The sequence below is a fragment of the Desulfogranum marinum genome (assembly GCF_963675105.2).
Taxonomy (GTDB): domain Bacteria; phylum Desulfobacterota; class Desulfobulbia; order Desulfobulbales; family Desulfobulbaceae; genus Desulfogranum; species Desulfogranum marinum.
Genome location: NZ_CAXXRO010000003.1, coordinates 389,923 through 412,741, shown reverse-complemented (window position 1 = coordinate 412,741; position 22,819 = coordinate 389,923). Strand labels below are relative to the sequence as shown.

20 protein-coding genes and 1 pseudogene are annotated in these 22,819 nt (G+C 45.4%); 9 read left to right on the top strand and 12 right to left on the bottom strand.

Annotated features, from left to right (window positions below):
• Positions 1–52: 52 nt before the first annotated feature.
• The 11 genes and pseudogenes from ACHZCY_RS08585 to ACHZCY_RS08535 all read right to left on the bottom strand — a co-directional run bounded on the left by ACHZCY_RS08585 (position 53) and on the right by ACHZCY_RS08535 (position 15,017).
• Positions 53–1,432, bottom strand: a complete 1,380-nt coding sequence (locus ACHZCY_RS08585) for a transposase (RefSeq protein WP_319548586.1) — start codon at positions 1,430–1,432, stop codon at positions 53–55.
• A 158-nt stretch (positions 1,433–1,590) separates the two neighbouring features.
• Positions 1,591–1,785 carry a transposase gene (locus tag ACHZCY_RS08580; protein WP_319548585.1) on the bottom strand — a complete coding sequence of 65 codons (195 nt, stop codon included), beginning with the start codon at positions 1,783–1,785 and terminating at the stop codon, positions 1,591–1,593.
• A gap of 254 nt (positions 1,786–2,039) precedes the next feature.
• Positions 2,040–3,454, bottom strand: a pseudogene (locus ACHZCY_RS08575) (IS1380 family transposase).
• Positions 3,455–3,989: 535 nt separating this feature from the next.
• Entirely contained in the window at positions 3,990–4,901 is a 912-nt protein-coding gene (locus ACHZCY_RS08570) for an IS110 family RNA-guided transposase (protein WP_319548623.1), read from the bottom strand.
• Between the two features lie 199 nt (positions 4,902–5,100).
• On the bottom strand, positions 5,101–5,961 hold the full coding sequence (locus ACHZCY_RS08565) for an IS3 family transposase (protein ID WP_319548584.1): 861 nt from the start codon (positions 5,959–5,961) through the stop codon (positions 5,101–5,103).
• The gene (locus tag ACHZCY_RS08560; RefSeq protein WP_319548583.1) at positions 5,919–6,233 is read right to left on the bottom strand and encodes a transposase; all 315 of its coding nucleotides are present in this window, start codon (positions 6,231–6,233) and stop codon (positions 5,919–5,921) included. The genes ACHZCY_RS08565 and ACHZCY_RS08560 overlap by 43 nt, the downstream gene beginning before the upstream one ends.
• 232 nt (positions 6,234–6,465) lie before the next feature.
• Complete coding sequence (locus tag ACHZCY_RS08555; RefSeq protein WP_319548582.1) at positions 6,466–8,727, bottom strand: hypothetical protein; 2,262 nt, start codon at positions 8,725–8,727, stop codon at positions 6,466–6,468.
• On the bottom strand, positions 8,715–9,647 hold the full coding sequence (locus ACHZCY_RS08550; protein WP_319548581.1) for a PKD domain-containing protein: 933 nt from the start codon (positions 9,645–9,647) through the stop codon (positions 8,715–8,717). Before ACHZCY_RS08550 ends, ACHZCY_RS08555 begins: the two co-directional genes overlap by 13 nt.
• 36 nt (positions 9,648–9,683) lie before the next feature.
• Complete coding sequence (locus ACHZCY_RS08545; RefSeq protein WP_319548580.1) at positions 9,684–12,359, bottom strand: PKD domain-containing protein; 2,676 nt, start codon at positions 12,357–12,359, stop codon at positions 9,684–9,686.
• 380 nt (positions 12,360–12,739) lie between these two features.
• The gene (locus tag ACHZCY_RS08540) at positions 12,740–13,528 is read right to left on the bottom strand and encodes a GspE/PulE/PilB domain-containing protein (RefSeq protein WP_319548579.1); all 789 of its coding nucleotides are present in this window, start codon (positions 13,526–13,528) and stop codon (positions 12,740–12,742) included.
• Positions 13,529–13,754: 226 nt separating this feature from the next.
• On the bottom strand, positions 13,755–15,017 hold the full coding sequence (locus tag ACHZCY_RS08535; RefSeq protein ID WP_319548578.1) for a hypothetical protein: 1,263 nt from the start codon (positions 15,015–15,017) through the stop codon (positions 13,755–13,757).
• 606 nt (positions 15,018–15,623) lie between these two features.
• On the opposite strand from ACHZCY_RS08535, the gene ACHZCY_RS08530 reads away from it, so the two are divergent.
• Entirely contained in the window at positions 15,624–15,815 is a 192-nt protein-coding gene (locus ACHZCY_RS08530; protein ID WP_319548577.1) for a hypothetical protein, read from the top strand.
• The gene (locus ACHZCY_RS08525) at positions 15,803–16,096 is read left to right on the top strand and encodes a type II toxin-antitoxin system RelE/ParE family toxin (RefSeq protein ID WP_319548576.1); all 294 of its coding nucleotides are present in this window, start codon (positions 15,803–15,805) and stop codon (positions 16,094–16,096) included. Before ACHZCY_RS08530 ends, ACHZCY_RS08525 begins: the two co-directional genes overlap by 13 nt.
• Before the next feature lie 96 nt (positions 16,097–16,192).
• Here the strand turns inward: ACHZCY_RS08525 and ACHZCY_RS08520 are convergent, their stop codons facing one another.
• Positions 16,193–16,447, bottom strand: a complete 255-nt coding sequence (locus ACHZCY_RS08520) for a ComEA family DNA-binding protein (protein ID WP_205223730.1) — start codon at positions 16,445–16,447, stop codon at positions 16,193–16,195.
• Positions 16,448–17,015: 568 nt separating this feature from the next.
• Here ACHZCY_RS08520 and ACHZCY_RS08515 point away from each other — a divergent pair.
• From ACHZCY_RS08515 to ACHZCY_RS08485, 7 genes are all read left to right on the top strand, one after another.
• Positions 17,016–17,267 (top strand): type II toxin-antitoxin system Phd/YefM family antitoxin, encoded by a 252-nt coding sequence (locus ACHZCY_RS08515; protein WP_319548575.1) that lies wholly within the window; start codon positions 17,016–17,018, stop codon positions 17,265–17,267.
• Positions 17,268–17,270: 3 nt separating this feature from the next.
• Positions 17,271–17,534: a type II toxin-antitoxin system RelE family toxin gene (locus tag ACHZCY_RS08510; RefSeq protein ID WP_394713378.1), complete on the top strand. Its 264-nt coding sequence runs from the start codon at positions 17,271–17,273 to the stop codon at positions 17,532–17,534.
• A 224-nt stretch (positions 17,535–17,758) separates the two neighbouring features.
• Positions 17,759–19,465 carry a bifunctional sulfate adenylyltransferase/adenylylsulfate kinase gene (locus ACHZCY_RS08505; protein ID WP_319548574.1) on the top strand — a complete coding sequence of 569 codons (1,707 nt, stop codon included), beginning with the start codon at positions 17,759–17,761 and terminating at the stop codon, positions 19,463–19,465.
• A gap of 32 nt (positions 19,466–19,497) precedes the next feature.
• Positions 19,498–20,436 (top strand): VanZ family protein, encoded by a 939-nt coding sequence (locus ACHZCY_RS08500; protein ID WP_319548573.1) that lies wholly within the window; start codon positions 19,498–19,500, stop codon positions 20,434–20,436.
• Positions 20,437–20,499: 63 nt separating this feature from the next.
• A complete protein-coding gene (locus tag ACHZCY_RS08495) occupies positions 20,500–20,658 on the top strand; it encodes a hypothetical protein (protein ID WP_319548572.1) in 159 nt (52 codons plus the stop codon).
• Between the two features lie 90 nt (positions 20,659–20,748).
• The gene (locus ACHZCY_RS08490) at positions 20,749–22,200 is read left to right on the top strand and encodes a sensor histidine kinase (protein WP_205223735.1); all 1,452 of its coding nucleotides are present in this window, start codon (positions 20,749–20,751) and stop codon (positions 22,198–22,200) included.
• Positions 22,197–22,790, top strand: coding sequence for a hypothetical protein (locus ACHZCY_RS08485; protein ID WP_319548571.1), 594 nt, complete (start codon positions 22,197–22,199; stop codon positions 22,788–22,790). Before ACHZCY_RS08490 ends, ACHZCY_RS08485 begins: the two co-directional genes overlap by 4 nt.
• The last annotated feature ends 29 nt before the right edge of the window (positions 22,791–22,819 follow it).

Genomic DNA, 22,819 nt, shown 5'->3' with positions numbered 1-22,819 from the left:
AGGCTGGCCCTGCAGGAACTGGTCTTTGAAAAATGAAGAAATCGCTTGCCGCTTATTCCCATTGAATCTCCACTTTGCGCTTGGGGATACCATTGACAATGCAATGAAGAATCACCGCCATTGAAGGCGCAACATAACAATGGAAAAAGTTACGGATATTCTCCCAGAGATACTTGTTGGCCTGACACTTGGCGCGTGCCACCTGAAATAGCGGGCAGCACATCTGCTGAACCTGATCGATTAGAAAAGCCAGCATCATCAGGTGGGCGAATACCGCACTGAGGTGTTCTTTGCCGAGGCCATAATTATGGCCCAAGTTGTACCCCTGTTTTTTCAGCGTATTGAAGGGCTCGTTTTCGATGCGCCACCTGACGCGCCCGGCCTGCATGATATCATAGACATTTTTCTTGGTGAGCGTAATGTCTGTTACCCAGGCAAACCGCCGCTCGATATTTCCCATATCATCGGCCTGCCAGTACTCCAAAAGGTTGACGCAGAGTGACTCCTTACTGGTTTTATTGATCGGTATATCAATGAGATGGCGATAGTAGTGGCGCGCTCCTGCCTTCTCTGGGTCAGCCTGATGGAATTCGTTGATTCGTCCGATCTCTATGGCCTCATCGACTAACTGGTACAGGTATTCGTGATCAGTTGGCTTGGCGCCAAGAATGTAGCGAAGATCATGCTTAAGCAGCTCCTGGATATGTGGCGCATTAGAGGCGAGCGCATCCTCTACGACAATGACCTTGAGGTGAGGGTGCTTTGGACGAAAATCATCCAGATAGCGTTTGGTTGCATTGCGCTCACAGTCATTCTTGGTGCTGCCATCCTGTTTGACAATCATTTCGGGGCAGGTTGGGATGAACTCTGAGTGATCAAGGTGGACAGTGGCTCCGGCCACCATCTGTTGATAGTGTTCGATATTGCCGTTACGTTTTCGTTTACTTTGGCAATAAGGAGAACTGATTTTTTCAGAGGTATAAACGCCTGTGCCGTCTAGCGCCAGAAGATAAAAACCATCGAAAAAGGTCATCTTTTCAAAGACCTTATCTCGTTGAAGTTGAGTAAAAACAGTCCTGAAGGGACGCCGAATGTCTCTGACGGAAACCGGATCCAGAATGGTACGCATCTGGCTGTCGCTTGGAATATTTTTTATGCTGAATACTTCGTGTAGACTATCGGGTTCATCTTGACGGCGTCGCTCGAAGGCGAGGAGTGATGCATCCTTAAGGCAAAACATGGCCATCTCCGACATCAACGCATCACAAAGAGATATTTGCGTATTGGCGGCCCGATGATCAAGCACCTTATCAAAATCCTCCCGTATCCTAGAGTAGAGGGTGTCTGCGTTGAGATGGTTGCGCATTTTAATTCGACGAAAGGTTGTGTTGCTACTGCGTTGCCTATTGATCAGTCTTTCGAGTGAGGCCATGGAGCTCTCCCCTGTAATTATTTGTTCTTACAGAAAAAAACCGTCCGTCCCTCTCGAGTTGGTCAAGTAAAAAAATAGCTTGCGTGACAAATATTTATTATATAAATTCGGATAGATATCGAGTAAAAGTTTGCGAAAGTGCTGCTCATTATACTGCGCTATTTAAGGCTTTGTGGCCATAACGGAAACTGCTGGTAAAACTCAGCAAGGTACCATGGCAGGTAGCGGGAGTTCACATGATGGTAATTTCCGTGTAAAAACATTTTTATGTTACCGAACATGACATTGATCCACTTGAAAGTACCATACTCGTCAGGCCCCTCATCTTTATACGCTATGATTGGTTCATCCACACAGTCCACTTCCTCATCATCGAGAAAGTTAAATTATAAATGAAGGATCTAGTCTGCATTTCTCATCACATTCAAGGCTGGCCCTATTTTCAAAGACCAGTCAGCCTTGAACCCCCAATATCCACTATAAGGTGAACATTTTTTACTACATCCTAATAATTGATAGCTTGAGTCACTTATTTTACCCTCCAAAAGAGGGCAAGGGGCACAAAATGGCATAGCTCCGCCATCACGTTTTTCCGAGGTACTTTATTTTATACCCGGAGAGGCAAGCAGGCCAATCGAGTGAGAATCTGGTTCCAAAAATCTTTATACGGATAACCTTTTGCCAGTATGATATATACTTTTCTTACCGTGATCCGGATTCTTGCACCAATTTTTAATATTTTCAGCCTGATTGTATCACATTGCGCTCTGGCCATTTCTGTCCCAGCCAGGCAAAGTCGTCGTAACGCCTGAAGAACAGTATAGGCTATCGACGAAAAATAGAGTCGTATCTGATTGCTACGCATTTTGCTGGTGCTGGTTCGGTCCGCAAAAAGCATCAGTTGCTGCTCTTTAATCCTGTTTTCCATGTTACCACGCGCGCAATACATTTTTTCATACAACTCCTGCGCTTCGTATTGCTCTTTGTTAAAGGAAGTGACAATAAAACGGGGATTTTCACCTTTCCCAAGATACTCCGCTTTACCTATAACTCGTCGTTGCCGTCGCCAGGTTTTCAACGTGCTGTAACAAAATTTTTAAAGACCCTGGATGCTTTTCCGCTGCAATGATGCAAGGCTTTGGCTAAAGCGATTTCCTCTTAGATCTTAAGTTTGAGGCGATTGTTTTTGGCTACACCGAGAACATAATCAAACTCGTGATCCTCACACCATCGCATCAACTCTTCACGACAGAAGCCGCTATCCCCGCGGACGACTATTTGGGTGTCCGGCCATTTGCTGCGTATACGTTCAACGGTGAAAACCAACTCTTATACGGTACCTGCTGCTGCATCGTTATTGGCTGTTCGTAATCGGGCACAAAGCAAATGCTCGTCACAGAAAATATAGAGAGGCAAATAGCAGTAGGCTTTGTAGTGACCATGCAAGAAACGTCCCTCCTGCTTTCCATGTAGTGGATCATCGGTGGCGTCGACATCGAGAATGATTTGCTTTGGTGGCGCGATCTCCGATTCAAGAAATATATCGACAAGCAGCTTGTCTACTTCCTTCTCATCCAGTACGATTTTCTTGTAAGCGTTTCGTTTGAGATTTCCCTGTGGGGATAATTCCAATCGATTGAGCGTGCTTTTACCTGCAAGCGGTCGCCCTTTATCCCTTTCGGATTTCTGATCCTTTCAGGTAGGATCTGTTTTACCTACAGCCACGGCCAGCATTTGATCTTTGGACAGTTCATCATGATCACAAAGATCCTCGTACCCAAGTGCAAGACCAAGCACCCTTTGAGAGGCCAACGATAAGACATCATGTTCTAGTCGCTTGGGATCGCGGTAGTCAGTAAAACACCCAGCAAATCGTTCGAGAATTGCAGTACGATTTTCAAGCTCACGTAACAAAAGGGCGTCTCCATCGGAGGTGATAGAACCACCGTTAAAGTCTGCTACGATTTCCCGTTTTCCAAGTGCTTGAAATACATCTTTAACTTGAGTACACTCTGTTTTCATAGGCCATTTTTGTTGTTGGGGTTATCGTCCTGAGAACACGATAATTTTACAACATTTATGGCCTTTTTTCTTTAGTTTTATGAGAAATGCGGGCTGATATGTTTGACAGTGTCAGGGAAAAACGCAGATTTTTTGTCCGTTTTTTATCGGCGTTATAGCCTTAAGTTCCCAGGACATTATCAGAGGCGGAATCAGTATAACGACGGTTGTTCATGCTGATATTCGCGGGTTGGGTACCGCCTGACTTGGCTACGTCGTGGGGCTGCCTTTCTCTAACTGCAGGAGTTCGGTTAAACCTTATCCTAAAACCCGGACCGAGGATTCCCCATACCGTGATTGCGCCCCTGACAATGTTCAGGGCTGGACTGTTCTTTTGTTTTCCTTGCCTACCTCCTTCCTTTAATAGTTGGTACCGTGTCCTTTCAGCTCTCTACTTCGGTAGTACCGTCAAGGCCCGATTCCGAGAATGGGTCCCATATTGCTCGTCGGAGGATTTGGGCCTTGGTGGGACGGATTCAATGACTACTCAACAAATTTATAATGCTTCCTCTGTCAAATGACCTATAGGTTCAACCTCTTGACTGATAGCCCAAATAAAACCTATTAACTCCCTGGCTATTGCCGTAGTCACCACTTGGGTTGGTTTCCCTTTTGCGCTAAGCCTTCTGAATTTCTCGCATAACCTCACTTGAGCTTTCCAGGCTATTTGCCGTATTAGCATCGGCAAATGATCACTGCGTTTACGGATATGGCGGGTAACCCGTGCGGGAAAACGATACGTCCAGGCTGATTCAACCAGTGCTCTTCTGGCATAGCCATTCCCTGTCTTGGTAATCCTTCCACGTTTGATGGTTGGACCAGAGGAATGTTCCGAAGGAACCAAGCCAAGGTATGCCATGAGTTCCGTTGGTTTAGCAAAGCGAGTCAGTGGGCCGAGCTCTGCCACGATGACAACAGCTGTCAAGAGCGAAACACCACGCAAGGCTTGTATTGCCGTGACAACAGGTTCAAGCCGCCACTCTTTAACATACGTGGTTATTGTCTTGGTGATTCGGGCAACACGTTCATTGGTTTCCTCTATCGCTCCAATGTACTCCTGCAAAGTGATTTGCTGAGCAAAATGATCCATCTTGACATCGGACAACCAATTGTAATGCGCCTTTGTCCAGTTCTTTTTGCCTGGATAGCGTCTACCGTGCCTGAGCAAAAAGCTCAAAAGCCGCTGTTTTGCTTTCCTTGCCGCATGCCTGGCATCATCACGACACCGAACAAGATCTCGCATTGCTTCATCTTCAGGATCAGGGACATAAATAGCGGTCAAGTCACCTGCCCTATGCAATCTCGCAAGATTTTGTGAATCACGACGATCATTTTTAATCTTTACCCCACTCTTTTTAGGAATCATTGATGGGGCAGCGACGATACAATCAATACCGTTATTACGCAGGTAGTGCTACAAACCAAATCCTGTGGGGCTAGCCTCGTAAACACACCGTAATTTAACCCCTTTTGACACTTGTTTGCGGATAAATTTATCCACCGCTTCTAGAAGTGGTCTCGTTCTTTAGACCAACACCATGGAGTTCTAAGTTATTTTCGTAGTTCCATGTGTCCTCCCTCTTCCCCGCGGGGAAGAGGGAGTTTTTTTAGGCCGCTTTTTTTACTTCTCCCCGATATATCTCATCCGGGGTTTTGTCGTCGAGTGATTCATGGGGACGAATGGTGTTGTACCGGAGAACATAAGCTGCAATCCCCTGCGTCAATTGTTTAGGGTTCTCATATGATTTCAGGTATATATCTTCATATTTAATACTTCTCCAAAAACGCTCAATCATCACATTGTCAACCCATCTTCCCTTGCCGTCCATACTGATCGTAACGCCTGCATCCTGCAAACAGTCTATCCACTTTTCAGAGGTAAACTGGCAGCCTTGATCTGTGTTCATGATCTCCGGTGCTCCAAAATCATTTAAAGCACGTTTTAGGCACAGGATGCAAAAAGCGGTGTCCAAGGTTGTAGAAATCTCCCAGTCTATAATTCTCCTCGAATACCAATCCATTATAGCGAAAAGGTACACATAGCCTCTACGCATTGGAATATAGCTGATATCAGCACACCACACCTGATTGGGGCGAGAAATTGTAAGCCCTCGCAAACGATATGGGAAAATTCCTTCCGGTCCACCAGGAATAGTTGTTCGTTTTCTGGGGTATATAGCCTCAACCCCCATTACCCGCATCAACCGACGGACTTTTCGACGACCAATTTGTTTGCCCGTTAATCGGCGTAAATATTTGAACATCCTACGACTGCCAGCTGCCGGGTCTTCGAGGTGTAATTTGTCGATATTTTCCATCAACGCAAGATTCTCTGGAGATTCACCAGATAACTGGTAATAAACAACCGAACGTGGAATGCCCAGCAACTCACATTGACGCCGAATGCTCAGTTGACAATTCCGCTCTACGAGTTTGGCTTTTTCACGGGAATTCCCAACTGTTCGCACTTTTTTTCGAGGAAATCGACCTCCATCGTCAACTGGCCAACTTTGCGTTCGAGCTGCTGTCGCTCCTTGTCAGTCCCACCTTGTCCTTGCTTTCTTTTGCCTTCAAACAGCTCCGGCATTCGCTCAAGCAGTTCATTTTTCCATTTGCCGACCATGATCGGATGGATCTCAAACTGCTTGGCTATTTCACTCTGGGTTTTCAAGCCCTGGATAGCCTCAAATGCCACTCGGGCCTTGAATTCTGCACTGTGTTTCCGTCTTTGCTTTTTCATAATTCCTCATTCTAACATGGTTGAGGAACTACAGAAATGTTAACTTAGCTACTGGTCTGGATTGGCGGCACCACTTCTCGTTTGCAAGGTTGGCAGGTCAACTTCTGTCAAACATTATGTCTAGCAGCTTTTCTTCCCCAGGAAAGAGGACGGAGTATCTTGAATCAACTAAAATCTATTTTTGCTTGCATTGTTTCTGTTAATGGCGGGCTTCACCTTTTTCAAAAGATTGTTATGGATTTTTTTTCACCATGTTAATTATGGGAATAGTAGCATTGCTTATTTTGTATATATGAATGTCATATGGTTTAAAAGTATCAAAAAAAGCATTGTCTGAGGAGATTATTAATTTATTTTCTGAATAAATTAATATATTTTGGTTGAATTCCACATTATTATTTATGCTAAATTTAATATCGTTTAACGTTGAGTCATGGTTGCTAGACGCAAATATATAGATGTCATTTCCAAATACCTTTGTGATAAAGTCTATCTTTTCGTTACCGCATGCAACTAGATTAGCGCGAATTGGTTGGAGTAGAATTTCCTCGATGGTCATTATTTCATCTGAGATTCTCTTTAAATCAGGGTAAGCATTTGAGTCACACGGAGGTGTTGCGCAATTATCTTTATAAAAATACCTGTATTCAAGTCCTGTTGAACTTACAAAACCCCACCATAAGATACCATCAGCACCGGATATAATTGCTTTCCATGCCATTTTTTTTAATTCGTCATATGAAGGGTAAACTCCGCGATATTGCCATAGCTGCAACACAGCCCAGTTGGGCCTTGAGTTATGCGTGACTTTGTCTATGTATTTCGTCCACTGGTTAACTTGGAAGTAATATGGTGAGGTTGTGTCTCCATACAAAAAATCTCCTGGCCGCAAGCCTCTGCCAAGCGGGTATGGGTCTGCTGCAATTACATCCAACAAATCTCTCCATTTTGTCGCTGTACCCACGTTGTACATTACTCCGACTGTCGGGTGGTATTTGTCATGTTCAATAAACACCTCCCTTTGGTCCCATGCCATGCCTTCAGACAGCCATCCTGAACCGTTGTAAAGGTCCGGCTCATCCGCAACATACCACCCAAGAAAACCGTCGCTCTTTGGGTAGCTAGCGTAGACTTGCCACATTTGCGCATCGGTTAGAGAAGAAAACACTGATGGCCTATCACTTTTGCCAGTATAGAGATGATTGGTTATATGGAGATGACTTGCACCGTGATCGTCAAGTTGTTCAGCCCAAGGGTTAATACTGTCAAGAGTGGAGTCATAAGTGCTTGTGTCGTCATAGCTTGAGGTGGACGAGTTATATCCTGGATTAGCACCAGACATTGGAGAATAATAAATAGTGGCGTTAGCAGATATATCCTGATAGTTCTCAACGGTTTGCATTCCATTGAAACCATCGATATCATCAAGATATCTACTTTTATCGGTAAACACACCTCCCTGTGTTCGAATACCGCTGATCCGATCATACACGCCATAGACAAATCTACGTTCTCCGTCTCTAACTAGCTTGTTGTCACTGTCAAAATAGTAATTAAGCCCATCTCTGACTGTTTTGTTTTTGAGAACAATGCGCCAGTCGGAGAAAGTTGATGCGACAGAAGAATCTGACTTCAGTTGTAGTTCAGTTTTAAACAGCAACTCGTCGTCATTTGAGTAGCTGGACGCGTCAAAAGAAAAGTCAGCTACACCATCAGCAAAAGTTGAAAGAGTAATTGTATCCTCAAGCGTATCAGTGCCGCCAGCAACCACTTTGTAGACGGTAACAACAGCTTTGTAGTTTGTAAGGGCAGCCCCTTCTGGTGCCTTTGCCTCCACTACACCTGTAACTGTTTGCGACCAGTCAGACCAGAGGTAGCCCCTAAAGTTAGGGTGTTTTATGAATGTCCTGACGGTAGGAACCACTGGCAACAGTTCGGCATCGTCAAAGTACCACGTTCCCGTTGCAGTCCCCCTGTAAATCCGATACTGCAAAGTGTCGCCCGCCATACCTTCCATTGTGTACGAGGGGTCAAGAAGATCAACGGTGTTCCACTGCTCAAGGGTCAAGTTTCGCTGATCTTTCCACTCTGTCGCGCCTGTTGCTGCATAGGCAATGATGCTGCCAAACGAGGTCGTTCCTCTTGTTAAATTGTATATACCTACAATAACGTTGCCTGTGGCGTCAGAGTCAGGGTATATTTTTATTTGGTATTTTTTTGCACTAGCGTTTATTTTTAAGTTATTTTGGTATGTTATGCCAAATTGACCTTTGCATCTTAAACTGCTCCGCCCAGTTGCCGCTTTTTCGTTTGACAGCTGACAATCGCTTCCAATTATCCAATCGGAATTAGTCTCAAAGCTTGAGTTTTTAACTACGTTTTCAAAAATTTCCCATTTTGTAGGTTCGCTATCTAGCCCCCCAACACCTTTCAGGGCTGCGAAAGATGGCTTAACAAAAACTAAAAAAATAACTAGAAGGGTTATTGTTCGCATGAAATCACCCTGAATGTTAAGTCAAGTGTTGCGGCAGGGTTAGGAGTGAAATCCCAGTTGCCGTCATAGTTAGAGTCGATACCAGCAGAGCCGTTACTGTAATCAGCAGAATCTCTGTCTCTATTACTTATAACCGCTCTGTAGTTGTAAATATTATTTGATGATTTTATCAAGAAATAATATTGTGAATCTTCTTCAATAAATATTGGTGAGCTGAGATCAAAGGCGATGGGGCCAATGGATCCTTTAGGTAAGTTGTAAATAGATTGAGCAATAGGGTCAGACTGGGCTCCTTCTGTAATTAACCGTAAGTCATTGTCACTGTCTAGCCTCAATGTAAGGGTTTGCTCTGAGCTGATTTCTGTTTTTAAATTAAGCTCTATTGAACAAATATAGGAGCTATAGGTAGGCTTGAAGCTCTGTCCTCTAGCGAAGTTAGCATAAATACTTGTTCCTTCCCCATTTTGGTTTATCTGTTCAGTTACAATAGCATTTTTTTCATAAACTAGTTTTTGGGTAATTGATATACCTCCAGCGTTATCAACCACTGTTAAGGTGGCAAAATATGGAGATGTTGATTCAAAAGTATGAGTTTTTATCATGCCAAATTCTGTTGATTCATCCCCCCCCCATTTCCATTTATATTGGACTATTTGTCCATCTTGGTCAGAAGAATTGCTAGCGTCAAAAGTATATGATTCGCCAACCTTCGTATATGTAAATTTGGCAATAGGGGGTTGGTTTGTTTCATCTGCGTCAGTTATCGAAACACCTGTGAGGTTCACTGGCAAGTCCTCTGCGGCTTGCGTGATTACTGGTGCAGTTAAAATACATGTGATTAGAAAACTTCCTATTAGATAGGAATGGCTATTCTTTTTCAGGCCTAAGTGTTTTTTTGATTTGTTGATTCTATATCGCATCTTGCCCTCGTTTCCTCTGTTTTTTTAGGCATTCATTTATTGTGTCAATTGAAGTTGGTTGGAGAGGTTCGTCTCTTCACCTAGTATAGTTACAGCCGTCATTTGAAATGTATACGTATCCGCTTCTTGAATTTCGCAACTTATAAACCTGGATGCAACATCTGATTCTTCACAGACGGCCTCTCCATTAACATGCATTCTAAAGCTGGAAATCGTATCTTCCAGTTCACTTGGGAAGTCCCAGTTGAATGTGACTAGTTTGGTGATGCTTCCAGGTTGTTCTTTGCTTGTTAGTACGAGGTAGCCGATAACCTCTTTTGTATGGCTGACTTCGTCGTTTTTAGATTGCTCTTCCTCCACTTTAACCTGTAATCCTGTTTCGGTGGAGTTTTGGATTCTCACTGTAGAGGTATCACCTCCGTCAGTTGTCTGCATGTCACCGAACAGGAATGGGATTTGTTCGGCCGTTGTTTGGTAGGTAATGTCATACCAGGCATGTGTTACTGCATCGGCTGTTTGTCCGGCTTCAAAAATTATGGAGTCGATTGTTCCGCTTCCAGGTTGCCATGCAATATAGTTGATGGTTTCATCGACATGTTTGTTGGTATTTAATTCTTGTTCTCGGAAGTAATAATCAAAGCCTGAGGCCGATATTTTTCTGATTCTACCACTTATGGTTTCTGTTTCGTTTTCGGTAGCAACGGTTGTCATCACAACTGGTACTTCATTAAATACTTCTTGGAAACTGTTCGCTTTAAAGCTTGTCGTTCCGGTGAAGGTGCCTGCTTCTATTATGTTGTCGTCCACATGATGGTGACCTTTTTCTATGGCCAGGTAGCTCACAGTTTCGTCAGCGTGATTGCCATCAAGATAGTCCCATTCTGCAAATTTAATTTCAAAGCCAGTTGTGTCAATATTGCGCAGGCGTATCACCCCTGGATCACTGCCGTTAAAGGTCGGAGGACCTGCTATGATGATTGGATCAGTAAAGGATTTCTCAAGTTCTACCCGCTTCCAGTTTGAGTTAACTGCTACTTCGCCGATCTCGATCGCAAATGGTGCGTCCTCCTCAGCAGGGTCAACTGTGATGGTTGTGCTGGCGGTGGCGGTCATGCCTTTGTCGTCCATTACCTGGAGTGTGGCTATGTAATCCGCCTCTGTGGTATACGTATGGGTAGTCGAAATACCGCTGGCAGAGGATCCGTCACCGAAATTCCAGGTGTAGCTTGCAATTGTTCCGTCGGTGTCTGTGGAGCCGGATGCACTGAAGCTGACAGTTAAAGGTGCCTTGCCGGTTGATGCTGTTATGCTGATAGCTGCAACTGGCGGTTGGTTCGTCTCTTGTACAGGGGCGGTCGCTATAATCGGTATACTGGTCGTGCTGGTCAACCCTTGGTTGTCTGTTACCAGGAGGTTTGCAGTAAATGTGCCAGCATCGGTAAAGGTGTGGCTTACCTGCTTGCCAGTAATTGAAGATCCGTCACCAAAGTTCCATGTGTAGCTGCTGATGGTACCGTCGCTGTCGCTGGAACTTGAGCCGTCAAAAGTAATGGTTAATGGTGCTTCCCCTGCGGTTGCAGAGGGGGTAATGGCAGCAATTGGTGGGGTATTGACTATGACTGCTTCGGTTACAGTAATTGTTGCGGTGTCGCTGCTTGTGTTGCCGTTGTTGTCGGTAATGGTCAGTTTGGTAGTATAGGTGCCGGGGAGGGTAAAGGTATGGCTGGTATTATTGACATCTGCAGTGTCCCCGTCACCGAAAGACCATGCGTAGGAAGTTATGTCGCCGGTTGAAGACGAACCATCAAGAGCGACGGTCAGCGGTGCTGTACCTTCAGTTGCATTTGCAGTTATTGCTGCCAGGAGTTGGGTAGTAGCAGGGGTGCTGTCTTCTGTGTAAGTGAGTGTGTTGGATAGGGTTGTTTCTGTGCCGTTTATATCCACTGCGGCGATGGCAAAGGTATTGGTGGAGCTGGTAAAGTTAGCGGTGCAGGTGAGTGACCGGTCTTCCGGGTTGGTTGTTTCGCAAAGGGTACTGCTGTTGTGGTATATTTTAAATCCGGCCAGGTCCGTTGCGGCAGGGTATTCCCAGCTAAAGGCGACCTGTTTGGGGTTAAACAGGGTGGGGTATTCGGTTGGGTCAAAGGTAAGGATATTGGACGGTGCGCTTTCGAGACCATTGGTGTCAACTGTGGTCATGGAAAAGGTCATTAAGCCGTTAATGAGATCTGCGTTGCATGTGAGGCTTGTGGCTGTCGGTTGGCTTGAAGCACAGAGAAAGTTGTCATTCAGGTAGACGCGGTGTTCACTGAATGTATCGGTTGCAGTGGTGGTTTCCCAGGTAAAGGTGAAAGCATGGCTGCCGCTTGTCTCAGGCTCAGGAGTCTCGTCAGGTGGTGTTGTCTCATCTGCAGCGGTGAAGGGGAACGATGCTGAATGCGGGCTTTCCGAGCCATCGTCGAACAGGGCTGTGAGGGTGAAGTTGGTTGTGTCTTGTTCGAGAGACACGGAGCAATCCATGCTTGTCGCAAGGGGATTTTGGGTTTCACAGGTGAAGGTCCCTTCTTTGTAGAGTCGGTAGCCGGTTACAGCAGGTTCACTGGGCGGCGTATAGCCCCATTCGATGTGGATGGAATGGTCTGCAGCTGCAACCATGGTGGCAAAAGTGCAGCAGGTGATAGTGAGGAGTATTTGCAATAGTTTTTTTAGCATCGGGCTTCCTAAACTCTGAGAAGTTAGTCTCCGTTAGCTAGTGCCCATCCATAAAGGGTATTTAGGCCCGATAGCGGCGTTATGTAGAAAATTTTATCCTCGAAGATAAGCGAACGAAGTGAGACTTCGATATTGACTATATGTCTGTGGTAAAATTTTCAACATGCCTAGCTCTCGAACCAAAATCCTCCTTTCTGAATAGACACTAATTGGGGCTATGAAAAAAGTCTTCTGCTGTCAGGAAGCATTTAGCGTGCCAATTGTGCGCTGTGGGGAAAGTCTTTTTATATTAAGTGGTTAGTTGTTTTTGAGGTTGTTTTTTATGTTACGGTATCGTAATTGAGTCCTTCTTGGTTACATTTTATTCTGTCGTCTGTCGGTCAGCGGGGGTGTGCAATAGCCCATTTTATCCATTCGTATTGGGAGGTGGAGAGGTCGTCTTTTTTATGATCAATAAACTTGGCGAGTGCCTCGGGTGAATCAAAGGAGATGGAGTAGTAGCCGGTTGTATAGGCGCCTCGTCCAAGGAGGGTGGTGCTGCCGGTGTGCTCTATGCCGACCATGAGGTCATGGTTTTTGTAAATAATAGAGTCTGCGGTTTTGGTGATGGTGCCGTATTTGGTTTCGCTGTAGAAACGATAGGTGAATCCTGCCACTGCTACAATCATTACCAGGGCAACGGTGGAGGCTATTTTTGCCCATTGGGCATAACTTTGGGGGTTGAAGATGTCACGCACAGAGAGGGGGATGTGTTTTTTTATTGCCTGGTTAATGTCGTTTTGTCTTGCCAGGCATGGTTGCACTGCTTTGCCTGTGAAATTTTCTATGTCCACTATGGCTTCGCTGTCTGATGGATCAGCCATTGCCAATTTGAGAATGTTTTCCTTGATGGTGCCAAGCGGGAAAACTTCATATTTTTTGCAGAGGTAGCGCGGTAAAATGGTTTTGGCCTTTTCTGAAAAATTTTGATTTAAATCAAGTATGGGAAGGGCAAATTGATCTGAAAGGGTCTCCAGCAACTGGTCACTTGTTATTGCACCCATCTGCACGAGGATTCTACCAAGTCTGCGATTGCCGCCGACCTGCATTTTTAAGGCTTGTGCGAGTTCTTCTTCAGTAATGAGGCTGGCTTGGATGAGAAACTCGCCGAGACGTTGTTTAGTAACCATAATGATTTTCCTAAAGAAAGCGGGAGGTTAAGTGTTCGTTTGGTAAAGCAATGAGAAGGGAGAGTGGTACCCATCCCCTTTGCTTTTTTAGTATATGGTATGGCGAGTGGCTATTACAAGGTAGAAAATCGTTTTTTCTTGAGCGTTACAGCTGGATGGGCACAGGAGGAACTGGTGCACAGTTTGTTAACAAGTGCCCGTCCATAAATGGCCTTTTTGCTCAATTTCAGCGTTGTGCTCCACTTGTAAATATCAGGTACCCTATTACTTCTGTTGTGTGATTAACCTCGCTGTCTTTTGATTGCTCTTCTTCTACTTTTACTTGGAATCTTGTCTCTGTTGGATTCCTCATTCTCGTCGCAGAGACGTCGCTGCCGTTTGTGGTCTGCAGGTCTGCAAAAAGGAAGGGGAGTTGTTCGGTTGTGTTTTGAAAGTCTACATATTCCCAATCATGGGTGATTGCATTGGCAGTGTAAGAGGCTTCAACGTTGATTGCATCTATTAAGCCGTTACCTTCCTCCCAGGCCAGGTAGTTTACGGTTTCTTTTGTATGGGTATTGGCATTGGCTTCCTGCTCTGTGAAGTAATATTGAAAGCCGGATGATGATACATTACGGATGCGGCCGGCTATTGTTTCCGGTTCGTTGATTGAGGCAATGGTTGTCATTACTATGGGTGTATTGGAAAACGTCGTTTGAAAACTGGTTGTTTTAAAGCTGGTTGTGCCGGTTAAGGAGCCTGCTTCTATGGTGGTGCCATCCACAGTGTGGTGGCCTTTTTCCACGGCCAGGTAGCTCACTGTTTCTGTGGCGTGGTAGCCGTCAAGATAGTCCCATTCCGCAAATTGAATTTCAAATCCAGTGGAGTCTATATTACGCAGGCGTATCACCCCCGGTGCATTGCCGTTATAGCTTGGGGGGCCTGCGATGATGACCGGATTGGTAAAGGAGTGCTCAAGTTCGACTCGCTTCCAGTTGTGATTCACTTCTACTTCACCAATTTCAATGGCAAAGGATACATTGTTCGCCCCAAGGGTACTACTGGTTGTTGTGCTTGTGTATGTATCGGTGGCTGAAGTGGCACTGGAACCTGAACTATCGGAAGTAACGGTCTGCGCTGTTTCTGTGGTATCAGAAGTGGACGTTTCAGTGGTTGATGGGGTATCGCCTGCTGCAACTGCATCGTCAGCAATTGTAAAGGGAAAAGGGGTAGAGTGTGGGCTCTCCGAACCATCGCTGAAGGTGGCTGTGAGGGTGAAATTGGTGGTGTCTTTTTCCAGCGACACTTGACAGTCCATGGCTGTGCGTTCAGGGTTGCGGGTGGAACAGGCTAATGTGCCTTCCTGGTAGAGATTATATCCTGAAAGTGATGGCTCGCTGGGTGGGGTGTAGCCCCATTCGATATGGATGGAATGGTCGGCGGCTGCTGCCATGGTGGCGAAAAGGCAGCAGATAAGCGTGGTGAGAATTTGGGCTGGATTGTAGAACATGATGAGGGCTGGAGAGGTAGAAGATTATTATTGGGTTTTTATATGGGCATCAGGCAACGCTTTTTAACATAGCATGATGTGTGCCAGGTGATGTTGAAAATGATGGTTGAACGAGTGAAGGTGCTCGTCGGCTATGCAGTCCGATCTTGGATTGTTGGCCTTTTGGTTTAGGTGAAACATGAAAAATGAGGGAGACTCGTGTGGGGCGAGAGAAAGAAAGGTTTTACCAATCATGACAATTTATTGAACGTGTAGCTGTTATTCATCTAAACTCACTGTTTAGGTTTTTTCTGACATTGGCGGCCTTGGGGTTGGCAATTCTACCGCATCTGCTTTGTTATCGAAGGCTTGAAGTATTCATATACGTCTGCGCCTCGATCTGCAAAAAACTTCACTGCTGAGAAATCTGGGCTAAAATCTCCGGCAGGTAGCGTAGACTCCGAAATTGCCAATTGCAGGGTTTAGGCATAACTAGAAGGGCTTTCACGAAAGGCTTTAGAAACTAGGGAAAAGGTATTATATTTCTCTTAGATGCTATTCTGACTCAGCAACAGATCAACCGCCTTGCAACCACGAGCGAAGCCAGGCACTAAGCAGAGGTGAGGTATGCAGACGCAAACAGTTAAAGAAAAAATAGCCCAAGTCGTTTTGTCTCAGCCGGAAGATGCCACCTACGATGAAATTATGCGGGAGTTGGCTTTTGAAAGGATGATAGATCACGGTTTAGGGGATGTTCGTTCCGGTAGGGTGATTTCCAATGATGACATGGCCCGGTGTATCAAGCTATGGCAAAAATAAGATGGTCACATGAGGCCGAGCAATGGCTACGCGAGATTTATGAATACATAGCGCAAGACAACCTCTCTGCGGCTAAGAAAGTTGTTTCCGGCATCTATGAAAAGGCGCAAATACTGACCGATTTTCCGGAGATCGGCTACAAGTATCGCGACGAACCGGAAGGGGAAATCCGCATTCTCCTTTATGGTCATTATCGAATAGCGTATATCATTACCGACGAATACATTGATATTCTTGGCGTTTTTCACGGGGCAATGGGTATAGAAAGATATTTGCCGTAAGCAAAGCCAGGGGAGCGGCTGAAGTTATGTTTTTTTAGTTGGTTAGTCGAGGGGGAGAATGTTCCCATGCTCTGGGCCGAGCATGGGAAGCAAATTTTACGAACCGACAGTGATTTCAGATTTTATTTTTTTGAGCATTTTGTCGCCAATACCTTTAACATTGGTGACATCTTCCACTGTTTTAAACTTTCCGGCCTGGTCGCGATATTTGACTATGGCTTCGGCTTTAGCCTGGCCGATACCAGGCAGGGAAGTGAGCTCGTCCACCGTTGCGGTGTTGATATTTACCTTGGCAAGAGCTGCCACAGCAAAAAAGAGAACAAAGAAAAGTGTTAGGGTGATTTTTTTCATGTAAACCTCCTGATGAAATGATGGATAAAACGACTTATTAGCTTCCTACTTCGAATAATCGTATGGTATGGAAAAGTGTGTTGTCAAATTTAAAAATCGCAGTTACAGTGAGTTAGGACGTGGTGATGTTGGGATTTGCGTTGCAGGACTAAGCGTTTTTCTGGATTGGTGTGGTGTAAAAAAAAATGGAGTAAGGCATTTTTATTTCTGATTACGTGCAAAACTCAGCCAATTATCTACCGAAACAGACAGAGGACTGATTTTATTTCTCTTTTAAACCCGGGAGACAGATTAATTTTCATAAAAAACCATGAAAAAAAATCAGTCCCCTACCTCAGTACTGAGAAATTTAGGTAAGCGAAGACTCCGATCTGTCTCCTGAGTCCAAAGAAAAAATGGCTGAGTTTCATGGGTAATCAGATTTTTTTTTGGGGCGCAAATGTGCTCGGTAGCTATTTAGTGAAATCTACGAATGCCTCACTCGCTGATTGTGCTATACCTTTTATTTGATTGATTTTAAAAATCCTTCTTGTACAATGTGTACAAAAAGTACATAAAGGGACAAGCTATGAATAAAACTATTACAACCGCTGATGCTAGAAAAAATTTTGCGGCTATTGTTAATACCGTTGCTTACGGAAAAGAACCTGTGGTTTTGACTAGAAGGGGGCAAGAAATTGCTGCTTTGATCTCTATTGAAGAGCTTCAGTTGCTTCAGAAAATTGAGGATCATATTGACATTGAAGATGCCCAAAAAGCTCTTGAAGCCCCTGGTGAGAACATTTCTGCAGATGCTTTTTGGAAGAAACTGGGTCTTTAACACGTGGTATACACTGTAGAGTTTCGTCCTTCGGTTTGGAAAAATGTAAAAAATATACCCAAGAAGGATTTGGTAAAAATTAAAAGGAAGATCGATGAAATGTGTTCGAGCTTGCCGGATCCAGCAACCACCAAAATGAGCGGTAATAATGCTTTTCATAAAATAAGGTGTGGTAATTATCGAATAATTTATGAAATCCATGAAGATTGTCTAGTGATTTTAATTGTAAAGGTAGGTTATAGAAAGGATGTTTACCGCGATTTGTAAGGACCCATTTTTACACATCAGTGTTAGTCTATCTTTCTGATTTCTGATTACGTACAAAACTCAGCCAATTTTTTTTGGGCCCGGGAGACAGATTAATTTTCATAAAAAACCATGAAAAAAAATCAGTCCCCTGTCTGTTTCGGTAGATAATTGGCTGAGTTTCATGGGTAATCAGTTTCTGATTTGTTTGGCTATTATTTTAACGTCCTTGTTAAGGAGGGGCTGTGGATAGTTTATCGTCGGAATTCTCTGAGAGCTTGATCGTTCATTTTAGAAGAGCTGAGCAGCTGCGTAAACAAGCTGTTGACCTGTTTTCGCTTGATTTGAACATACGTCAGTTGTGTGATTTGGAGCTGTTGCTTAACCGGGGGTTTTATCCTTTAAACGGCTACCTGAATCAGCAGGATTACGAAAATGTAATTAAAGGGATGCGTCTGTCCAATGGCGATATTTGGCCCATTCCCGTCTGTTTGGATGTTGATGCTGCCACTGCTGCAAAGCTTGCCAGTGGCCAACAGGTTGCCCTTAATGATCAGGAAGGTTTTTTACTGGCGATATTAACGGTTGGTGACGTGTGGCAGCCGGATAAAATACATGAAGCAGAGGCGGTGTATGGGACGGCTGATGCTCAGCAGCATCCAGGAGTGAAATCGTTGCTGCAACAGACTGGAGATTGGTACGTCAGTGGAACGGTTGAAGGGGTTACGTTGCCGATCCATTATGATTTTCAGGAGTTGCGGCTAACGCCTTCTGAAACCCATCGTCGTTTTACACAATACGGTTGGCGAAGGGTGCTCGGCTTCCACACCAGGGAGTATTTGCATTGTGCCCACCGTGAAATGGTTTTAGCTGCAGCCCGCGATATTAGTGCCACCCTGTTTCTCCATCCCGTGGTAGGGCTGGAGCATCCTGGAAAAAGAGACCATTATACCCAGGTGCACTGTTATCAGGAGTTTGTACAACATTTTCCTGCCAATATGATACTCTTTGGCATTACTCCAATGGCTGAACGTTTTGCCGGGCCGCGGGAAGCATTGTGGCATGCCATGATTCGGAAAAATTTTGGATGCAGCCATTTTATGGTTGCCGATACCCATGGCGACCCTTTTGCCGGTTCTGATCATGAACCTTTTTACCCGAAATACGCGGCGCAGGAACTGGTAGAGGAGATGGCTCCAGAGACGGGCATTGCCATGGTGCCTGAGCGGGCCATGGGTTATGTGGAAGACAAGGCGCAATACGTTTTTCTCGCAGATGTGAAGGATGATGAATCCGTAAAAACCATCACCTCGGAAGAGTTGAAAAGAAGGCTGGAGTGGGGGCGCGAGGTACCTGAATGGTATTCCTATGCCAATGTTGTTAAAGAGCTGCAGAAAGCCTTCCCGCCGAGATCCAGCCAGGGATTTACCGTCTTTTTGACGGGGCTTTCCGGTTCCGGAAAATCGACCATTGCCAAGGTGTTGATGGTTCGTTTTATGGAGATGAGAGATCGTCCGGTGACCTTGCTGGATGGTGATATCGTCCGTAAAAATTTGTCATCCGAGTTGACGTTTTCCAAAGAGCATCGTGATCTTAATGTGACCCGTATTGGGTTTGTTGCCAGTGAAATTACCAAAAACGGCGGGATAGCTCTTTGTGCACCGATTGCGCCTTACGAGGCCCCTCGTACTGCTAATCGCGAGCTCATCAGTCGGTATGGCGGGTATATAGAGGTGCATGTGGCCACGCCGCTGGAGGTGTGTGAGCAGAGAGACAGAAAAGGGCTCTATGCCAAGGCGCGCAAGGGGATAATAAAGGGTGTAACCGGTGTTTCTGATCCTTATATTGTTCCGGAGAACCCTGAGCTGACCATTGACACCAGCCAATTGACCCCGGCAGAGGCGGTGCAGGAAATTATGCTGTATTTGGAAGAACAGGGGTATACGCGCTGATATGCTGACACGATGAACGCTAGACTTGCTGAATGAAAGTATCCCTTTTTTTATGCGTCATCCTTGGCGGGGTGGCTCCTTTCTTTTTTTTCGGTGGTCCCGGCTATCATTCACCCCAATCGTACAAGGCCGCTTGGAACCTTGGCCATATCTTTTTTTTCAGTGTTGTCACCATCCTCTTGTTTCCCTATTTAATTCGCTGGAAAAGGCAGTGGCATGAATTGCAACACCTTTCGGTGGTGTTTTTTCTTGTGCTGGTGGCGGGCGTGCTGGTCGAATTCTTGCAAATGTACAGCAGTCACAGATCCCCTGATGTGTATGATATACTGCGTAATCAGCTTGGCTGCCTGGTAGGGTATACTCTTATCACTTTCAAGTATAAAGCAGCAGCGGCAAGATGGTGGGTATGGCCATTTCGCTGTTTTGTTTGTGCTTGCCTGCTTTTTGCTCTGTGGCCGCTTACCCGCAGCCTTGTTGATGAACATGTTGCGCGAAAGCAGTTTCCGGTGCTTGCAGATTTTGAAACACCTCTGGAACGGATGCGCTGGATGAATTCCAGGCAACTCAAAGTTCAGGAAAAAATTGTGCGGCATGGTAAGCGGGCGGCCCAGGTCCGGTTGACCACCGCAACCTACTCCGGCACCACCTTGTTTAATTTCCCACATAACTGGTACGATTACAGCATATTGCATTTTAGTGTTTATAATCCTCTAGAGCAGCCACTTAAACTCCACTGCCGCATCCACGACACACGGCACAAGGAGAGCGGTTCGGCCTTTTCTGATCGATTTCACCAAAAATTTACCCTGCATCAGGGGTGGAATGATTTGCAGGTGTCGCTGAAGGAAGTAGAGCAAGCACCCAAATCAAGAAATATGGATATGGGGCAGATTGAAAATCTCGGCTTTTTTGTTGTCCGCCAACCGGAGCCTCGTTTGATGTATTTGGATCATATCTATCTCAGCAGGTAATACTAGCCCACACTTCTCATGAACATTTTTCAAAATTCAAAAATACTGTTTCAAAGCAAATGGATGGACTCAGCGAACAAAGGCGCCAATTTTTCTCAATGTTCACCAAGGGTCAGCCCAGGCGACGCCATCTTCGGCAGTATTTTGGCAGTGAACATAGGCAACTATCGGAGTCTCCGCTACCTGTTCACGGCCAAAAACTTTGAACCTGTCGCCGCCTGAACTGATGAGAAATGCAGGCTAGGAGGCCATCCGAGAATGCCCTTTTTCCCCATATCTGAATAAAAAATATTATTCTCGGAGAACCCCCTAGTGCGTTTTTATCGACCTCGGTCCTTTTTTTCCCTTCTTTTGCTCGGCTTTATTCTGGTCTCCTTGCCATTGCTTGTTGCCCTGTTTAGTTCGGTACAGATTCTAGACGGTTTGGTTCAGCAGAGTGCGGTCGCTGTTTTTCGCTCTGTCAACCGGGTGGAGAAATCACGTCAACTCATTGATTTATTGCATGATCAAGAACGTTCTGCACGTCTGTATAATGTGCTTGGCGAGGCCAGTCACCTGCAGAATGTGAACGCGGTTGAGGCTGAACTGGAGAAAGTACTCCGTCAGTTTTCTGCAAGTAATAAGGATGATGACTTGCAATTTCTTATCCAAAGTCTCCAGGCAAAGGCTCAACACCTGGTTGCTACTTTAAATTTGTCTACCGGCGGGCCGGAACTGAGAAACAAAACACAGGAGGCAGCCCTTTTGCTCTACAGCGAAGTGGTTGCTGTGGCCGGGCAGCTGGAAGAGCTCAGCAATGCGTTAATGGGCAGTGAGGTGGACAGTATTAAGGAGAATGTTCAGCGCAATAAAACAGCGTTGATATCGCAGGTATCTGGAATGATTGGGTTTAGTGTTTTGCTCATTGTCCTTTTTATTGCTCTGATTGTCAAACCGGTCGCCCAGATCGACAAGGGGATTGATCGCTTGGGAGGGGGAGATTTCTCAACCCCGATAGTCGTGTCTGGATCTCGGGATTTGGAGGCGCTGGGTGAGAAACTGGACTGGCTGCGCAAGCGCCTGGATACCCTTGACAAGGAAAAGGTCAAGATGATAGCGCATATTTCCCATGAGTTGAAGACCCCCCTGGCATCCATCAAAGAAGGGGCTGGATTGTTGAAAGACGGGCTGGTCGGGCCATTAAGTTCCAGCCAGGAAGAAGTGGTCACTATTTTAGATAATAACTGCCATAAGTTGCAGCGATTGATTGAGAATATCCTGGATTTTAATATGGCTGAAGCCAGGGAGGCGCCGATTGACCTGGTTGAGACCGACCTTGGCATGCTTATAAACGAGGTGGTTGTTGATCATCACAACCCCATGCTTGCCCGCAATATAGCGCTTGATCTTGCCCTGGAACCTGTGAAGGTTTCCTGTAACCCCAAGCAGATAAAAACCGTGTTTGATAATCTGGTGGCCAATGCCATTAAATTTACCCCGGATAATGGGGCGATCCATATCTATATGCGGAAAAAGAACGATAAAATTAATGTGATTGTCGAGGACACCGGCCCTGGGATAGACGAGGAGGACCGGCCCCAGATATTCCTTCCCTTTTTTCAGGGAAAACCACCTCAGCAGTCTACGGTTAAGGGTTCTGGTCTGGGACTTGCAATTAGTAAAGAATATATTCAAGGATGCGGTGGTACGCTCCGCTTGCTCCCGAGTAGTTCCGGAGCTCGATTTTCTGTAACTTTACCCTGTGTTAAAGGTGTAGCTGTATGAAATGGTGGAAATTTTTCAGTCTTTTTTTTCTTTGTCTGTTGCTTGCCGGGTGTGCGGGGTTGTCTCCTCATTCGTCAGCCCCCAAGGGGCAGCAAGCGGCAACGGTTATTTTTTCGCCAACAGACTGTGACAGCCTGCTGGCATGCCTTGAGGAGTCTCGTGAGCTTTCCCGTAATGATTTTAAGGCCTACTACAAGCGTGTTGCTTTGGAGGTGGACAAAGACGTGTCCGGCAGCCAGTTGCAGCTTATCTGCTTGAGTCTGCACCATTATGCAAGCTACAAGCAGTTTAAGCGCGGAATGGGCATGATCGAGGAATATATCGAATTCCATCCTGAGGAAAGGCAGAGTCTGCAGGGGCTGTATCGCTTGGTGGAGCGTATTAATCAGGAAAAGATTAATCGTTGGTCCCAGCGTAACCGGTTGATGGATGAAAAAGAGACGCTGGAGGAGGAAAATCGCGAACTCTTTGACACTGGTGCTGCTCTCGAGAAGCAAATTGAACAGGATAGCAAACGCATCAGTGAGCTGGAAAAACAGATAGAACAGCTCAAGAATATAGAGAATATAATTAAAAACAGAGAGTTATGAGACCTCTTTACATCTGCAAGGCAAGAAGA

Coding starts and splice junctions, on each gene's coding strand:
- ACHZCY_RS08485 (WP_319548571.1), top strand. CDS start 22,197: ATGAAATGGTGGAAATTTTTCAGTCTTTTTTTTCTTTGTCTGTTGCTT.
- ACHZCY_RS08555 (WP_319548582.1), bottom strand. CDS start 8,727: ATGCGAACAATAACCCTTCTAGTTATTTTTTTAGTTTTTGTTAAGCCA.
- ACHZCY_RS08545 (WP_319548580.1), bottom strand. CDS start 12,359: ATGCTAAAAAAACTATTGCAAATACTCCTCACTATCACCTGCTGCACT.
- ACHZCY_RS08515 (WP_319548575.1), top strand. CDS start 17,016: ATGAATAAAACTATTACAACCGCTGATGCTAGAAAAAATTTTGCGGCT.
- ACHZCY_RS08520 (WP_205223730.1), bottom strand. CDS start 16,447: ATGAAAAAAATCACCCTAACACTTTTCTTTGTTCTCTTTTTTGCTGTG.
- ACHZCY_RS08495 (WP_319548572.1), top strand. CDS start 20,500: ATGGACTCAGCGAACAAAGGCGCCAATTTTTCTCAATGTTCACCAAGG.
- ACHZCY_RS08540 (WP_319548579.1), bottom strand. CDS start 13,528: ATGGTTACTAAACAACGTCTCGGCGAGTTTCTCATCCAAGCCAGCCTC.
- ACHZCY_RS08550 (WP_319548581.1), bottom strand. CDS start 9,647: ATGCGATATAGAATCAACAAATCAAAAAAACACTTAGGCCTGAAAAAG.
- ACHZCY_RS08535 (WP_319548578.1), bottom strand. CDS start 15,017: ATGTTCTACAATCCAGCCCAAATTCTCACCACGCTTATCTGCTGCCTT.
- ACHZCY_RS08585 (WP_319548586.1), bottom strand. CDS start 1,432: ATGGCCTCACTCGAAAGACTGATCAATAGGCAACGCAGTAGCAACACA.
- ACHZCY_RS08530 (WP_319548577.1), top strand. CDS start 15,624: ATGCAGACGCAAACAGTTAAAGAAAAAATAGCCCAAGTCGTTTTGTCT.
- ACHZCY_RS08560 (WP_319548583.1), bottom strand. CDS start 6,233: ATGAAAAAGCAAAGACGGAAACACAGTGCAGAATTCAAGGCCCGAGTG.
- ACHZCY_RS08500 (WP_319548573.1), top strand. CDS start 19,498: ATGAAAGTATCCCTTTTTTTATGCGTCATCCTTGGCGGGGTGGCTCCT.
- ACHZCY_RS08525 (WP_319548576.1), top strand. CDS start 15,803: ATGGCAAAAATAAGATGGTCACATGAGGCCGAGCAATGGCTACGCGAG.